Annotated in this window: 17 protein-coding genes; 1 reads left to right on the plus strand and 16 read right to left on the minus strand. The window is 62.4% G+C overall.

Annotated features, from left to right (window positions below):
• Positions 1-55 precede the first annotated feature (55 nt).
• Both rlmB and BLT66_RS21565 read right to left on the minus strand, forming a co-directional pair.
• Complete coding sequence (gene rlmB / locus BLT66_RS21560) at positions 56-790, minus strand: 23S rRNA (guanosine(2251)-2'-O)-methyltransferase RlmB (RefSeq protein ID WP_092761342.1); 735 nt, start codon at positions 788-790, stop codon at positions 56-58.
• Between the two features lie 100 nt (positions 791-890).
• On the minus strand, positions 891-1,577 hold the full coding sequence (locus tag BLT66_RS21565) for an ABC transporter ATP-binding protein (RefSeq protein ID WP_092761047.1): 687 nt from the start codon (positions 1,575-1,577) through the stop codon (positions 891-893).
• A 15-nt stretch (positions 1,578-1,592) separates the two neighbouring features.
• Here BLT66_RS21565 and BLT66_RS21570 point away from each other — a divergent pair, with 15 nt between their 5' ends.
• A complete protein-coding gene (locus BLT66_RS21570; RefSeq protein ID WP_092761049.1) occupies positions 1,593-2,225 on the plus strand; it encodes an arylesterase in 633 nt (210 codons plus the stop codon).
• A 37-nt stretch (positions 2,226-2,262) separates the two neighbouring features.
• Here the strand turns inward: BLT66_RS21570 and BLT66_RS26860 are convergent, their stop codons facing one another.
• The 14 genes from BLT66_RS26860 to hisS all read right to left on the minus strand — a co-directional run bounded on the left by BLT66_RS26860 (position 2,263) and on the right by hisS (position 15,685).
• A complete protein-coding gene (locus BLT66_RS26860; protein WP_165830886.1) occupies positions 2,263-2,433 on the minus strand; it encodes a hypothetical protein in 171 nt (56 codons plus the stop codon).
• Positions 2,434-2,501: 68 nt separating this feature from the next.
• Positions 2,502-3,713: a PLP-dependent transferase gene (locus tag BLT66_RS21575; protein WP_092761051.1), complete on the minus strand. Its 1,212-nt coding sequence runs from the start codon at positions 3,711-3,713 to the stop codon at positions 2,502-2,504.
• Positions 3,714-3,736: 23 nt separating this feature from the next.
• A complete protein-coding gene (locus BLT66_RS21580; RefSeq protein WP_092761053.1) occupies positions 3,737-4,261 on the minus strand; it encodes a phosphoribosyltransferase in 525 nt (174 codons plus the stop codon).
• Positions 4,262-4,339: 78 nt separating this feature from the next.
• Complete coding sequence (locus tag BLT66_RS21585) at positions 4,340-5,683, minus strand: adenylosuccinate synthase (RefSeq protein WP_092761055.1); 1,344 nt, start codon at positions 5,681-5,683, stop codon at positions 4,340-4,342.
• Between the two features lie 13 nt (positions 5,684-5,696).
• A complete protein-coding gene (locus tag BLT66_RS21590; protein WP_092761057.1) occupies positions 5,697-6,845 on the minus strand; it encodes an ATP phosphoribosyltransferase regulatory subunit in 1,149 nt (382 codons plus the stop codon).
• A 172-nt stretch (positions 6,846-7,017) separates the two neighbouring features.
• Entirely contained in the window at positions 7,018-7,206 is a 189-nt protein-coding gene (locus BLT66_RS21595; protein WP_092761059.1) for a DUF2065 domain-containing protein, read from the minus strand.
• Between the two features lie 2 nt (positions 7,207-7,208).
• Positions 7,209-8,120 carry a protease modulator HflC gene (gene hflC / locus BLT66_RS21600; protein WP_092761061.1) on the minus strand — a complete coding sequence of 304 codons (912 nt, stop codon included), beginning with the start codon at positions 8,118-8,120 and terminating at the stop codon, positions 7,209-7,211.
• A gap of 9 nt (positions 8,121-8,129) precedes the next feature.
• Positions 8,130-9,509 carry an FtsH protease activity modulator HflK gene (gene hflK / locus BLT66_RS21605; RefSeq protein WP_092761063.1) on the minus strand — a complete coding sequence of 460 codons (1,380 nt, stop codon included), beginning with the start codon at positions 9,507-9,509 and terminating at the stop codon, positions 8,130-8,132.
• Between the two features lie 41 nt (positions 9,510-9,550).
• Entirely contained in the window at positions 9,551-10,708 is a 1,158-nt protein-coding gene (gene hflX / locus BLT66_RS21610; RefSeq protein WP_092761065.1) for a GTPase HflX, read from the minus strand.
• A 108-nt stretch (positions 10,709-10,816) separates the two neighbouring features.
• On the minus strand, positions 10,817-11,071 hold the full coding sequence (gene hfq, locus BLT66_RS21615) for an RNA chaperone Hfq (RefSeq protein ID WP_092761067.1): 255 nt from the start codon (positions 11,069-11,071) through the stop codon (positions 10,817-10,819).
• Between the two features lie 105 nt (positions 11,072-11,176).
• Positions 11,177-12,517, minus strand: a complete 1,341-nt coding sequence (der, locus tag BLT66_RS21620) for a ribosome biogenesis GTPase Der (protein WP_092761069.1) — start codon at positions 12,515-12,517, stop codon at positions 11,177-11,179.
• A 30-nt stretch (positions 12,518-12,547) separates the two neighbouring features.
• Positions 12,548-13,684 carry an outer membrane protein assembly factor BamB gene (bamB, locus tag BLT66_RS21625; protein WP_092761072.1) on the minus strand — a complete coding sequence of 379 codons (1,137 nt, stop codon included), beginning with the start codon at positions 13,682-13,684 and terminating at the stop codon, positions 12,548-12,550.
• On the minus strand, positions 13,684-14,382 hold the full coding sequence (locus BLT66_RS21630; protein ID WP_092761074.1) for a YfgM family protein: 699 nt from the start codon (positions 14,380-14,382) through the stop codon (positions 13,684-13,686). The genes bamB and BLT66_RS21630 overlap by 1 nt, the downstream gene beginning before the upstream one ends.
• A gap of 13 nt (positions 14,383-14,395) precedes the next feature.
• Positions 14,396-15,685, minus strand: coding sequence for a histidine--tRNA ligase (gene hisS, locus BLT66_RS21635; RefSeq protein ID WP_092761076.1), 1,290 nt, complete (start codon positions 15,683-15,685; stop codon positions 14,396-14,398).
• Positions 15,686-15,726 lie beyond the last annotated feature (41 nt).

The raw sequence follows: 15,726 nt of genomic DNA on the forward strand, positions 1-15,726 counted from the left end.
TACAGCACTAATTCAGAGTTATCCCCAAAGTTATCCAGTGCGGACGGGGAGAACTTTACAGCCGCTGACGCAGGGCCTCGTACAGGCAGACGCCGCTGGCCACTGACACGTTCAGGCTTTCCACCGCACCGGCCATCGGGATGCCAACCAGCTCGTCGCAGGTCTTGCGCGTCAGCTGGCGCATGCCGTCGCCTTCGTTGCCCAGCACCAGGGCCACCGGGCCCTTCAGATCGACCTGGTACAGGGTTTTGGGCGCGTTGTCGCTGGTGCCTATGCACCAGATGCTGCGCTCCTTGAGCTCGCCCAGGGTGCGCGCCAGATTCGTCACCATGAAGTACGGAACCGTCTCGGCCGCGCCGCTGGCCACCTTGGCCACGGTGGCGTTGATGCCGGCTGCATGGTCCTTGGGGGCGATCACCGCATGCGCGCCAGCGCCGTCGGCTACGCGCAGGCAGGCGCCCAGGTTGTGCGGATCGGTCACGCCGTCCAGCACCAGCAGCAGCGCGGGCGTGGTCAGGCTGTCGAGCAGGTCGTCCAGCGAATGCACTTGCGGAATATGTTCCACCCGTGCAGCCACGCCCTGGTGGCCGTGGCTGCCGCAGAGCTTGGCCAGGCGCATGCTGTCGCCTTCGATCAGGCGGGCACCGGCCTCGTTGGCCTTTTCCAGGAACTGGCGCATGCGCGCGTCGCGCCGGGTCGGCTCGTAATAGATTTCGATGATGGATTGCGGCGCGGTTTTCAGGCGCACGCCCACGGCATGGAAGCCGAAGAGAACTTTAGGGGAAGACATGGGGAGATTATCGACGCTGGCGGGCTGGCCACGCACCACTACAGTATTGATAGCTGCCAGCGCAGGCAGTATCTGCGCCAGAGCCCTATTTTCTTTAAATTCAGGCGTGGGCGATCTGGCCGGCTTCGATAGTGATGCGGCGCTCGCACTGGGCGGCGATACCCCGGTCGTGGGTGACCAGCACCAGGGTTGTGCCCTGCTCGCGGTTCAGCTCGAACATCAGCTCCATCACCTTCTCGCCGGTGGCAAAGTCCAGGCTGCCGGTGGGCTCGTCGGCCAGCAGCACTGCCGGCTGGACCACGAAGGCGCGCGCCAGGGCCACGCGCTGCTGCTCGCCACCGCTGAGCAGCTTGGGGTAATGGCCGAGCCGCTGGCCCAGGCCCACGCGGGTCAGCATCTCGGTGGCAGCCTTGCGCGCGTCCTTGCGGTCGGCCAGCTCCAGCGGCAGCATCACGTTTTCCAAAGCCGTCAGATTGCCCATCAGCTGGAAGCTCTGGAACACAAAACCCAGCTTTTGCGCACGCACCGCAGCACGCTGGTCTTCGCTGAGGGCAAAAATATCCTGCCCGGCCAGGCGAACTGTTCCCTGCGTCGGCGTATCCAAGCCTGCAATGATGGACAGCAGCGTGCTTTTGCCGGAACCTGACGCACCGACGATGGCCACAGTCTCCCTGGCCGCCAGTGAGAAATCGATATCACGCAAAATGGTGAGGGTTCCGGTGGAATCGGTGACCGATTTGGAGACGTGCTCCACAGAAATGACCGCACCGTTGGACAGAGTTGGCATGAAAGGCTTTGAGTTTTGAAACGTAGACACTTTATCGCGGCTGCGGCCCTGGTCCTGGCCGTGGGGTCATCCGGGGCGCAAGCCGCCGCCCCAGCCAGCATTCTGGTGGTCGGCGACAGCCTGAGCGCCGAGTATGGACTGGCCCGCGGCACTGGCTGGGTCGCCCTGCTGGAAAAACGCCTGGCAGCAGAGAAAATCAGCGCCACGGTGCACAACGCAAGCATCAGCGGCGACACCACCTCGGGTGGCCGAGCCCGGCTGGCGCCGCTGCTGAGCAGCGTGAAGCCCAGCCTGGTGGTGATCGAACTCGGTGGCAATGACGCCTTGCGCGGCCTGCCCTTGCAGTCCACCGAGGACAACCTGCGCCAGATGACCGAAGCCGCGCAAAAAGCCGGCGCCAAGGTGCTGCTGGTCGGCATGCAGGTACCGCCAAACTACGGACGCGACTATGCCGAACGCTTTAGTGGCCTGTTTGCCAAGGTTGCCAAGGGGGAGAAAGCGGCGTTGGTGCCGTTCTTGCTGAAAGGCGTGGCGGATGCGCCAGACCCGGTGCAGCTGTTCCAGCCGGACCGCATCCACCCCAAGGCGGAAGCGCATCCCACGTTGCTGAACAACGTGTGGCCGGAGCTGAAGAAGCTATTGAAGTAATAAGCAAAAGCCGGGCATGACCGCCCGGCCGTGAACATCAGGATTCGGTAGGGGCAGCGGGAGGCTGGCCGTCTGCCGGATTGCCGCCGTCGTCTTGCGCCGGATCATCATGCTTGCGCTCGCTTTTGGCTTTGAGCTTGTCTTCCTTCTTCTTTTTCTTGGCCAGCTCTTTTTGGCGTTTTTCGTATCCGTAATTTGGTGTTGCCAAGGTCGTCTTCTTTCAAATGGTGAGCTGAGGACTTACCCAGCGCCCGGGTAAGTCATGGAGCTGTCACTTTAACAGCTTGGCGTGAGTTGCAGCAGTGCCTGCGCCAAGTCGGCCTGCAGGTCGGCCACGGCTTCCAGGCCGACCGCAAACCGCACCAGCGTGCCCTGCGCCAGATGCGCGGGCCAGGGCTTGCGCATGCGGGCCAGGTCATAGGGCACGACCAGGCTCATCGGGCCACCCCAGCTATAGCCCAGCTTGAATAGCTGCAAGGCATCGCAGAACGCATCCACCTGCGCCGTGCTGTAGCGCGCGTCCAGCACCACGCTGAACAGGCCGGCCGCCGCATCCGCGGGCCCGCACAGCGCCTGCCAGTGCGCGTGGCCGGGCGCATCGGGCAGCGCGGGGTGTAAGACCTGGGCGAATTCAGGGCGCTGGGTGCACCAGTGGGCCAAGCTGCGGGTGGCGGCATCGTGGGCCCGGTAGCGCAACGCCATGCTGGGCAGCGAACGCAGCACCAGCTCGGCCTCGTTGCCGGCCACGCCCAGGCCCAGGTGCATATGGGTGCGCTGAATCTTGCGGTGCAGCGCCGGGTCGCGGGTGATGGCGCTGCCCATCAGCACATCGCCGCCGCCGCTCGGGTATTTGGTCAAGGCATGGACCGAGATGTCCACGCCCAGGGCCGGGCTGGTACCGGGCAGCAGGTCGAACGGGTTGAAGGCCAGACCTGCGCCCCAGGTGTTGTCCAGCGCACAGGCCACGCCGCGCGCCTGGCAGATGCGCACCAGGGCCGGCAGGTCGGGAAACTCCAGCGTCACCGAACCGGCGGCCTCGACCCAGACCAGGCGGGTGCGGTCGGTGATCTTGGCGGCAAGGTCGGCCGGGTCCATGGGGTTGTAGACCTGGGTGTGGATGCCCCAACGCGCCAGTTCACCGTCGGCCAGCGCCTGGTTCGGCCCGTAGACGTTGTCGGGCAGCAGCATGCTGTCACCCGTGCCCAGCAAGGCCAGGGCTACATTGGCGATCGCCGCCAGCCCACTGGGCAGCAGCACGCAATAACGGCCGCCTTCCAGCGTGCACAGGCGCTCTTCCAGGGTGTAGGTGGTGGGTGTGCCGTGCAGCCCGTAGGTAAAGGCCGACTTGTCTTTCCATTCGCGCGTGCGCATGGCGGCGACATTCGGAAAGACCACCGTGGAGGCCTTGAACACCCCCGGCTGCGGCGCCACAAACTCGTTAGGCGGCTGGTACGGGTGGTGGATCAGCTGGGTCGTAATACTGGACATTGCGGAAACGGGTCAGCCGCGGCTTACAGCTTCCACTTTTCCATCAGCTGCGCCGGGCGCATCGCGTCGTAGCCTTCGAAAGGCTGGTGGATCCAGGGGTTGGTCGGTAAAAACTCCACCGAGTAATCAGGGGTGAAGATCGACACGGCCTTGGTCCAGATCACCGCGCTGCGCAGCTCGGTGATGGGCTTGTAATTGCTCTTCAGCTGCTCGATCACAGCGCGCAAGGTGTGGCCGGTGTCGGCCAGGTCGTCGACCAACAAAACCTTGCCGGCGATTTCGCCCTTGGGCGTGGTGATAAAGCGCGCGATGTCCAGCGCGCCTTGCTTGGTGCCGGCTTCGGCGCGGTACGAGCTGGTCGACATGATGGCCAAAGGCTTGTCAAAAATGCGCGACAGCACGTCACCGGGGCGCAGGCCGCCACGGGCCAGGCACAGAATCGTGTCGAACTCCCAGCCCGACTGATGCACCTTCAAAGCCAGTTTCTCAATCAGGCTGTGGTACTCGTCATAACTGACGTACAGGTGTTTGCCGTCTTCCGTCAACATGGGGTTTACTCCTGAAATAATAGCTACTCGCATAGGCACTGGTTGCGGTAAGTGCCTATTCTTTATATAAAACTGGGCTTACGCGGCCCGGTAAGGATGGCGCATCATGATGGTGTGGTCGCGGTCCGGGCTGGTGGACACCATGGCGATCGGCACACCGGTGACTTGCTCGATACGGTTCAGGTAGCGGCGCGCGTTCTCGGGCAGCTTGTTGATATCGGTCACACCTACGGTCGAATCGGTCCAGCCGTCAATGGCTTCGTACACCGGCACACAGCGGGCGATGTCGTCGGCGCCCATCGGCAGGATGTCGACCAACTCGCCGTCCAGCATGTAGCCGGTGCAGAGCTGCAACACATCGATGCCGTCCAGCACGTCAAGCTTGGTGATGCACAGGCCGCTCAGGCCGTTCACCTGGGCGCTGCGCTTCAGCAAGGCGGCATCGAACCAGCCACAACGGCGGCTGCGGCCGGTGGTCACGCCCTTCTCGGCACCCACGGTGCTCATGTGGTAACCAGGGGTGCCAGGCTTTTCCCAATCGAGTTCGGTGGGGAACGGGCCGCCACCGACGCGGGTGCAATAGGCCTTGGTGATGCCGAGTACGTAGTGCAGCATGCCCGGACCAACGCCGGCGCCGGCTGCAGCATTGCCGGCCACGCAGTTGCTGGAGGTGACATACGGGTAGGTGCCGTGGTCCACGTCGAGCAAAGTGCCTTGGGCGCCTTCGAACAGCAGATTGGCGCCAGCGGCATGGGCGTCATTGAGTTCGCGCGATACGTCGGCCATCATGGGCTTGAGCAGCTCGGCGTGGCGCATGGATTCGGCGTACACCGTATCGAAGTCGATGGCCGTCGCATGCAGGAACTGGGTCAGCACAAAGTTGTGCAGCTCCAACAGCTCGCGCAGCTTGGTGGCGAAGCGCTCGGGATACTTCAAGTCCTGCACGCGCAGCGCGCGGCGGGCAATCTTGTCTTCATAGGCCGGGCCGATACCGCGGCCGGTGGTGCCGATCTTCTCGGTGCCGCCCTTTTCACGCAGCGCTTCACGGGCGATGTCGATGGCCGCGTGGAACGGCAGGATCAAGGGGCAGGCTTCGCTGATGCGCAGGCGCGAACGCACTTCCACACCGGCTTTTTCCAGGCCCTCGATTTCTTCAAACAGCTTGGCCGCCGACAGTACTACACCGTTGCCGATGTAGCACTTGACACCGGCGCGCATGATGCCGCTGGGGATCAGGTGCAAGGCCGTCTTGACGCCGTTGATGACCAGCGTATGGCCGGCGTTGTGGCCGCCTTGGAAGCGCACCACGCCCTGGGCGCTCTCGGTGAGCCAGTCGACCAGCTTGCCTTTGCCTTCATCGCCCCACTGCGTGCCAACGACGACGACGTTGCGACCAGGAACCAGATTTGTTTGGGTGTTCATCTCAGGAATTTTCTTAAATAACTTGCACGACCCACTGCCCGCCAACGGGCTGGAGCACGCGGTCGCAATGGAACTCATCAACTTCACTCTCGTGGCCTGGCAACACGCAGACCACGGTTTCACCTTGCGCCCGCAGGGTCGCAATGGCCGCACGCAAATCGGCCGCATGGCCCCAGGGTGCACGGATGGCCGCACGCAGCGGACGTGGTCCCACTGCAGCAACGACTTGTTTCAGGTCCAGGCTAAAGCCCACGGCCGGGCGGTTGCGGCCGAACACCGCCCCCACCTCGTCGTAGCGCCCACCGCGCAACAAGGCATCGCCGGCGCCTTGCGCATAGATCACAAAGCGCGCGCCGCTGTAGTAGGCGTAGCCGCGCAGATCCGCCAGGTCGAAACTGACCGGGGTGTCGCCCAGTTGGGCTGCCAGCCATTGCAAGTCGCGCAGCGCGGCTTGGATGGCGGGCAAAGCCGGCAGCAAGCGTTCGGCTTCTTGCAATATCTTGGCATCGCCATACAGCTGCACCAGCGCCAGCAAGCCGTCGCGCGAAACCGCGGGCAAGTCTGCGCAAAGTACGGCCAGCTCAGTCGCATCTTTGTTCGCCAGCGCGGCATGGATACGGGCCAGATCGCCAGGCTTCAGAACCACATCTGCCAGCAGCGCATGGGCAATGCGGGCATCGCTCATGTCGACTGCCAGGCCTTGCACCTGGGCTGCGCGCAGGCAGTCGAGCGACAGTTGCAGGATTTCCAGATCGGCTTCCAGCCCCGCATGGCCATAGATCTCAGCGCCCAGCTGCAGCGGCTCGCGGGTGGCGTGCGGCCGGTCGGGCCGGGTATGCACCACCGGGCCGCAATAGCACAGGCGTGTCACACCTTGGCGGTTCAGCAAATGGGCATCGATACGGGCGACCTGGGGCGTGGTGTCGGCTCGCAAGCCCATCATGCGGCCAGAGAGCTGATCGACCAGCTTGAAGGTTTGCAAGTCCAGGGCTTCACCGTTACCGGTGAGCAAGGATTCCAGATGCTCCAGCAACGGCGGCATGACCAGTTCATAGCCATAGCCACGGGCAGCGTCAAGCAATTCGCGACGCAGTTCTTCGATGTGCCGAGCCTCGGAAGGCAGAACATCGGCAATGTGATCCGGCAGGACCCAAGCAGACATGGAGTTTTGGGAGGCTGTTAAAAAAGAGATTTTACCGGGCTCGCAAGCCGAGTTCTAAACGCTGCCCGGTTCTTCCCGGAAATACCGCGGAACTGGCCCGGCCGGGCACTGGCATGAGCCCCTGCAAGGAGGCAGGCGCTGCCTCGCAATCGACAAGCCGGAGGCGTTGGTGTTAACCGACCATCCAGAGCAGCAGTAGCCCGGCAACGATGCTGCACAGGCCGAAGAAACGCAATTGCCCGTCCTGCAGCGCCAGCATCTGCTGGAACATGCGCCGCCAACGGGTTGGCGATAGAAAGGGCAATAGCCCCTCTACCACCAGCACCAAGGCCAACGCGGCCCAGAGGCTATAGCCGTCCAAGATTACTTCTTGGCAGAAGGCGCAGCCGCGGCGCCACCAGCACCGCTACCCCGCATGGCTTTGAAGAAATCCGAAGATGGATCCAACACCATCACATCGTTCTTCTTATTGAAGCTGAGCTTGTAGGCATCCAGGCTACGGTAGAACTGGGCGAACTGCGGGTCCTTGCCAAACGAATCGGCGTACAGGCGCGAGGCCTCAGCATCGCCCTCACCCTTGATCTTTTGTGCATCACGGTAGGCGTTGGCAATCGTCACTTCACGTTGCTTGTCGGCATCGGCGCGGATCTTTTCGCCCTCGGCCGCACCGGTAGAGCGCAGCTCGTTGGCCACGCGTTTACGCTCGGCCTCCATACGGCGGTATACCGACTCGGTGATCGCTTCCACATAGTCGACGCGGGTAATCCGCACATCGACCACATCCACGCCCCAAGGCTTGGCACCGCGCACAGCTTCCAGTACTTCGCGCTTCACATCGGCCATCAAGGCTTCGCGCTTGAGCGACAGCAGTTCTTTTACCGTTCGTTTGTTGACCTCTTCCTGGAACGCATTGCGCACCACCCGGTTCAACTGGTTGGCACCGGCGTTTTCATCCAGGCCGACGTTGCGGATGTATTCCGAAGGGGCCGTGATGCGCCAGCGCACATACCAGTCGATCACCACACGCTGCTTCTCGGCAGTGAGCATGGGCTCGGCATCGGTACTGTCCAGCGTCAACAGGCGTTTGTCGAGGTAGCTGACATTCTGAAAAGGTGGCGGCAGCTTGAAGCTCAGACCGGGCTCGGTGATCACTTCCTTGATCTGGCCCAACGCATAGACCACGCCAAACTGGCGCTGGTCCACCACAAACAACATGGAGCTCAGCAGCGCAAGCACTACCAGCAAGGACGACGCAATAAAACCAACTCTGTTCAAAGTATTCTCCTAGCGTACATCGCGGTCGCGTGAGCGCGAGTTATCACGCGTGCGGGCATCATTGGACAAGGCCGCGGGTGCCACCGGCACCACGGGATTGGCGGCAGGCGCTTCGGCAGCTGCGCCACTGTTGGCTGTCTGGCCTGACATCTGCATGATTTTGTCCAGCGGCAGGTAGAGCAAATTGGAACCCTGGCGCGAATCCACCAAGACCTTGGTGACGTTGCCGTACACCTGCTGCATGGTGTCCAGGTACATGCGGTCGCGTGTCACCTGGGGTGCCTTCTGGTACTCGGTCAGCACCGAGCGAAAGCGCTGCGCATCACCGTCGGCCTGGGCCACGATTCGGGCTTTGTAGGCTTCAGATTCTTCTTTGAGACGTGATGCCGAACCTACGGCGCGCGGCACCACATCATTGGCGTATGCCTGGGCATCGTTCTTGGCGCGCTCGCGCTCCTGGCCAGCTTTCAGCACATCGTCAAACGCGGCCTGAACTTGCTCGGGCGGACGCACACCGCTTTGCTGCATGTTGATGCCCACCACCTCGATACCGACGTTGTAGCGGTCCAGAATGGTTTGCATCAGGGTGCGTACGCGTGGGCCAATTTGGTCGCGCTCATCGGCCAGGGCCGAATCCATCTTCATCTTGCCGACCACTTCACGCACTGCGGTTTCAGCGGCCTGCACCACGGCGCCGGTTGGGTCTTTGCTTTCAAACAAGAAGGCGCGCGCATCGCTCAGGCGGTATTGCACGGCAAACTTGATTTCCACGATGTTTTCGTCTTCGGTCAGCATGGCCGACTCACGCAGGCCTGTGGCCTTGATGACGGCATCGCGCCCCACATCCACCGAACGGATCTGGGTCACAAACACCAGCTCGTGGCGCTGGATCGGGTACGGCAGACGCCAGTTGAAACCTGCGCCTACCGTCGATTTGTACTTGCCGAACTGGGTGATCACGGCCTGCTGGCCTTCTTGCACGATGAAGAAGCCGGTACCCAGCCAGATCAGTGCCACTACCGCGGCAATCAGGCCCATGCCAATGCCGGCGCTCTTCATGTCAGGCTGGAACCCGCCACCCGCACCGCCGCCGTTGGAACCACCATTGCCGCGCTGTCCAGGCTTGTTGCTACCGAACAGTCCACTCAGCTTGCGGTTGAAGTCACGCCACAACTCGTCCAGATCCGGCGGCCCCTGGTTCGGCCCTTGGCCGCGGTTAGGCGTGTTTCTGTTGGGCTCATTGGAGCGATCGCCCTCGGGCTTCTGCGCACCGTCGGATTCCGACTTGTTGTCGTCACCGCGACCCCAACGGGGATCGTTCAAATTGAACATGCCCCGGATACGACCCGGCAATGCGGCCAGATTAAAGGCCCGTAAATTGAGATTCATTCGCTCAAGTCTCTTGGTTGTCATGCATGTATTGTGCCCAATCAGGCACCAGCTTCATTCCATTCCGGTAATTGCATAAGGGCATTCTCGTTCGGCGTTTTGGCCAATGCCAGCTCTGCCAACTTCTGCCGCAATGCAGGCAATCCCTCTCCGGTTTGGGCACTCAGGAAAATACGCGGTACGGGCTGGCCATCCACCTCGAACATATCTTGCAGTTGCAGCGGCCAACGCGCTTTATCAAGAGCATCCAGCTTATTAAATACCAGCAGCTGCGGCACGGCGTCCGCACCGATCTCGCGCAGCACCAGAGCCACTTCGGCCATTTGCTCGGGGAAATTCGGATTCGACGCATCCACCACATGCAGCAGCAAATCGGCATCTGCCGCTTCCTGTAAGGTGGCGCGGAAGGCATCGACCAGGCCGTGCGGCAGGTCGCGGATGAACCCCACGGTATCCGACAGCGACACCGAGCGCCCGCCGCCTTCATGATCACCCAGATACAGCTGGCGCGTGGTGGTATCCAGCGTGGCAAACAGCTGGTCAGCGGTATAGGCCCGGGCCTTCACCAAGGCATTGAACAGCGTGGACTTGCCGGCGTTGGTATAGCCGACGAGTGAAATGGTGAATGCATCGCGGCGCGAACGCTGGCGTCGCTGGGTGCTGCGCTGACGCACTACCTTCTGCAAGCGCTCTTTGGTACGTTTGATCGATTCACCCAGCATGCGGCGATCGAGCTCGATTTGCTTCTCACCCGGGCCGCCGCGCATACCGATACCACCGCTTTGCCGTTCCAAGTGCGACCAGCGCCGAACCAGGCGGGTGCTCAGATACTGCAGGCGAGCCAGTTCAACCTGCAACTTGCCTTCGTGGCTGCGCGCGCGCTGGGCAAAGATGGTCAGGATCAGCATGGTCCGGTCGTTGACCGGTAGCTCGCAATGGCGCTCCAGGTTGCGCTGCTGCGCGGGACTCAGACTTTGGTCGAACAGGATTTCGGTGGCGCCATGCATTTGGGCCAGCAGCTTGATTTCGTCGGCCTTGCCGCTGCCAACAAACAGCGCGGCATCAGGCGCCTGGCGCTTGCAGGTGATGCGCGCCACGACCCGCATGCCAGCGGTATCGGCCAGCAGGCCTAGCTCTTCGAGCTCTTTATCAAAATGGGGAGTGCCGAGATCTACGCCAACCAAAACGGCCAGCGGCATGTCAGGAGTATCGGAAGAACTCAAATCAAAAACAGGTAAGGGGAAAATGCACTAATGGGCCGAACACCGTTGCGAGTGTTCGGCCCACCAGAGGAGAAGCGTACCGGTTCAAGCCGCCGCGTCTACCGCCGCCGCATCGTCGGCAGCCGAGAAATTGACTGCGCGGCCGGGAACGATGGTGGAGATCGCGTGCTTGTAGACCATTTGGGTCACGGTATTGCGCAACAGCACAACATATTGGTCAAAAGACTCAATCTGGCCCTGGAGCTTAATGCCGTTGACGAGATAAATCGACACAGGCACATGCTCACGGCGCAAGGTATTGAGAAACGGGTCTTGAAGAAGCTGCCCTTTATTGCTCACGATATTCTCCGTGTTGTGAAGATGTTAAAGAAGGTTGGACCTTACCACAGCGCTTCGCACAATCAGGGTTTAGCCGGGGTAAGTCCCCACCAAATATGTTGAGACTCAATCGTCTTTGTCAGCGTAAGGGTTGGCTGCCGACTTCATCTGGATGCGCAAAGGTGTGCCCGTGAGGTTGAAAGCCTTGCGGAAACGCCCTTCCAGAAAGCGCTTATAGGCCTCGGTCACATGCTCCAGCGAGTTGCCGTGGATGATGATGACCGGCGGGTTCATACCGCCCTGGTGGGCGTAACGCAGCTTGGGGCGGAACATGCCGGCGCGCTGCGGGCTCTGGAAAGCCGTGGCTTCCAGCAGCAAACGCGTGAGCACCGGGGTAGACATCTTGCACATCGCCGCCTGGTGGGCTTGCAGGATCGAAGCCCACAACGGACCCAACCCCTGGCGCTTGATGGCCGAGATGTAGTGCATGGAGGCAAACTTCAGGAAGGCCAGGCGGGTTTCGATGGATCTCATCACCAACTGGCGCTGGTAGGCGTCCACCGCATCCCATTTGTTGATCGCCAGCACCACCGAACGGCCGCTTTCCAGGATGTAGCCCGCAATATGCGCGTCCTGGTCGGTCACGCCCTGGGTGGCATCGATCAACAGCAGCACGACGTGGCAGGTCTCGATCGCCTGCAGCGTCTTCACCACCGAGAACTTCTCGATGGCTTCAAAAACCTTGCCCTTACGGCGCAGGCCAGCGGTGTCGATCAGCTCGAACTTGTGGCCGTTCCGCTCGAACGGCACACTGATGGCGTCGCGGGTGGTGCCGGGCATATCGAAGGCGACCAGGCGCTCTTCGCCCAACCAGGTGTTGATCAGCGTCGACTTACCCACATTCGGGCGCCCGGCCACGGCCAGCTTGGTCACGCCGATGTCTACACCCTCTTCGTCGTCTTCCGGTTCGGCCAGATTCAGTGGCGCCAGCGCCAGATCCACCAGGTCACGGATGCCCTGGCCGTGTGCCGCCGAAATCGGATACACCTCGCCCAAACCGAGCTCGTAGAAATCCACCAACTGGTGGCCTTCCTTCATACCTTCGGCCTTGTTGGCCGTCAAGATGCAAGGCTTGCCCAGGCGGCGCAGGTATTTGGCGATGTCGTGGTCCTGGGCCGACAAGCCGCCCCGGGCATCGACCACAAAAATCACCACATCGGCCTCGGCCACGGCCTGGCGGGTCTGCTTGGCCATTTCCTTGTAGATGCCGCTATCGGCATCCGGCTCGAAGCCACCGGTATCGATAACGATGTATTCGTGCTTGCCCTGGCGGCCATTGCCGTAGTGGCGGTCACGGGTGAGCCCGGCAAAGTCCGCCACGATCGCATCGCGCGACTTGGTGAGGCGGTTGAACAGGGTGGATTTGCCCACATTGGGGCGACCGACTAAGGCCAAAACTGGTTTCATAGGATGGCGCAGATCGGCTGACGCATAGAGTTATTCAGGCTGGAAGCCGTAGATGCCACCGTTGTGGGTCACGACGACCACGGTGTCACCCGCCAGCACGGGAGCAGTCACGATAGCGGAGCCATCGGTGGCCATACGGGTCAGCGGGCTCCCGTCTTCGCGGGACAGGAAATGTACCAGACCCGTGCCATCGCCCACGGCGACCGAGCGGCCCACGGCCAAGGGCGCCGACAGACTGCGGTAGCGCAGGCGCTCGGAAACCCAGGCCTGCTCGCCATTTTCACGGCGCCAGGCGATGACCTTGCCATCGCTTTCGGTGCCGAACACCATTTGCTCGTTGCCATGCACGCCTTCGGACGCCTGCGCGGGTTTGGTCCACAACAGACGGCCACGCGCCGCATCCACACAGCCCACGGCCGACAGGAAGGCGCGGGCGCACACTACGTCACCGACGCGGCTGACGCGGCCGACCAGGTCCACCAGGCGCTCCACGTCATTGGTGCCGCGTGGCGCGGCAATCGGGGCTTCCCAGCGGGTGCTGCCATTCGTTGGGTTCATGCCGACCAGGCGGCCGGACACGCCGGACACCAGGGTATCGCCAACCGCCAACAAGACGCTGGACTGGCCCAACACCAGGGCTTCGCCGGTACGCTGTTGGTTCCACAGCTTGCGCCCGGTTTGCCCGTCAAAGGCGCTGACCGAACGGTCTGCCGCCAACACGAACACCCGGCCGCCGGCCACCAGCGGTGCGGTATAGGCTTGCGCGCCGAGCCGTTGGCGCCACAGCACTTTGCCGGATTCCAATGCAATGACTTCGTTGTCGCGGGTCACCACGGCCGTGACCTTGCCATCGCTGCCCACGCCTGCCGACAAAGGCGCGCCGACGGCGGTACGCCACAGCTCGCGGCCGGTGCGGGCATCCAGAGCCAGCACGGTGCCATTGCCGGTGGCCAGCGCCACCGTGCCGCCATTGACGTTCACCTCCAGCGGAAAGCCGACTTCGCCCAGCTTGGCCGTCCAGGCCTGGCGCACGCCCAGCAGGGCGACGTTGGCCGGCAGATCCGCCGGCTTGGGCTTGTCAGGAGTGCTGGAGCAGGCGGCCAGGGCCGCTACCAAAAGAATAGCTGCTGTCGCACGCAATGTATGCGCTAGAGGCGTTTTTTGCATTATTTTTTGACTTCTACAGTAACGGGGCTGGCGACGGTAACCACAGGGGCCGCAGGACGCGGATCGACACCCAGGCTGTTGAGCTTGACTTCCACGATGCGCTGGTAATCGTCCTGCGCGTCCAGGCCTTTGTAGGCGATCTGGTACTGGGCGATGGCATCGGCCTTCTTGTCTTGCAATGCGTAAACGTCGCCCTTGCGGTCGGCCACCAGGGGTTCGAATTCCTTGCCGAAGCTGCCGGACAACAGCTTCAGGGCTTCGTCATACGACTTGGCTTCCAGCAGCACGCCCGCCAGGCGCAGGCGCGCCACGGCCTGGTAGCCCTCGTCGGAAGATTGGTCGGCCACCCAGGTCAACGCGGCCTTGGCGGCATCGACATTGCCTTTTTCAAACAGGGTTTTGGCTGCCAGCAGACCGGCTTGCTGGGCAAAGGTGGTGCGGCCGTACTTGTCCTTCATGTCGGAGAAAGCGCGCTCCACCTTGGCCACGTCGCCGGCCTTGCTGGCGCGGTCCACCTCGTCATACAGGGCGGCGGCTTGTGCGGCCTGGCTGCGCTGCCAGTACTGGTAGCCGTTCCAGCCGGCAAAACCGGCCAGCACCACGATCAGAATCCAGGTAATCAGGTTGCCGAAACGGTTCCAGAATGCTTTGAGCTCGTCAAGCTGTTCTTGTTCTTCAAGGTCGAGGTGGTTTGCCATAAGGTTCTAAGAGTCAAGCGTTCGATTGTAGGGTCGGCGCCCAGGTAGCCACATCGGCCAGGGACTGGGTGGTTTGCGCCCCGCTGCCGTCGCGCAGGGATTTGACGGTGACCTGGTTTTGCGCCAGTTCGTCGGCGCCAAAAATCAGGGCGAACCGGGCTCCGCTGCCGTCGGCCTTCTTCAGCTGCGACTTCATGCTGCCCATGCCTTCGCCGGCGCCGGCGTGCATTTGCACCTGTATGCCGGCACGGCGCAGGGTTTGCAGGGTTTGCATAGCCGCCGGCAAGGCCGCGGCATCGGGCACGACCGCATAGGCGTCGGCCGCCAGAGCCGGCAGCTCGGCGCCCTGCTCCTTGATCAGCTCCAGCACACGCTCTATGCCCATGCCCCAGCCGACGGCCGGGGTTGGCTTGCCGCCCAGCAGCTCAAACAGGCCATCGTAGCGGCCGCCGCCGCACAAGGTACCCTGCGCGCCCAGCTCGTCGGTGATGAATTCGAACACCGTGTGGCTGTAGTAATCCAAACCACGCACCAGGCGCGGATTCACGGTCCATTTAACGCCGCAGCCGGTCAGCAGGGTCTGCACCGTGTCCAGATGCTTGAGTGAGGCTTCGCCCAGGTAGCTGAGCAGCTGTGGCGCGCCCTGCACCATGGCCTGCATCGCGGGGTTCTTGGTGTCCAGGATGCGCAGCGGGTTGGTCAGCAGGCGGCGCTGGGCATCGGTGTCCAGCAGCTCGCGGTGCTGTTCGAAGTAGGCGATCAGCGCGGCGCGGTGGGCCTGGCGCTCGGCCGGCACACCCAGGCTGTTCAGCTCGACGCGCACATTGCGCAGGCCCAGATTGGCAAACAACTCGCTGGCCAGCAGCATGATTTCGGCGTCGACCTCGGGGCCGGAGAAACCCAAGGCCTCCACGCCCAGTTGGTAGAACTGGCGGTAACGGCCGCGCTGGGGCCGCTCGTGGCGGAACATCGGGCCCATGTAATACAGGCGCTTGCCGCCGTCATAGGTAAGGTTGTGCTGGATCGCTGCACGCACTACGCCGGGCGTGTTTTCAGGGCGCAGGGTCAGCTGTTCGCCGTTCAGCCGGTCTTCGAAGGAGTACATCTCCTTCTCGACGATGTCGGTGGTCTCGCCGGTGCCGCGCACGAACAAGGCCGTGGGTTCGACGATGGGCGTGCGGATCATGCGGTAGGCCGAGCGCGCCATCAGCGTGCGCACCTTGTCTTCTAGCCATTCCCAACGCGCAGAGTCGGGCGGCAGTATGTCGTTCATGCCTTTGACGGCAGTGAGTTTGTCAGCCATAAATCCAATTACTATTATTTTGATAGCTACTTGCGCATACT

Origin of the sequence: Rhodoferax sp. OV413 (genome assembly GCF_900104385.1) — a bacterium.
GTDB lineage: Bacteria > Pseudomonadota > Gammaproteobacteria > Burkholderiales > Burkholderiaceae_C > Rhodoferax_B.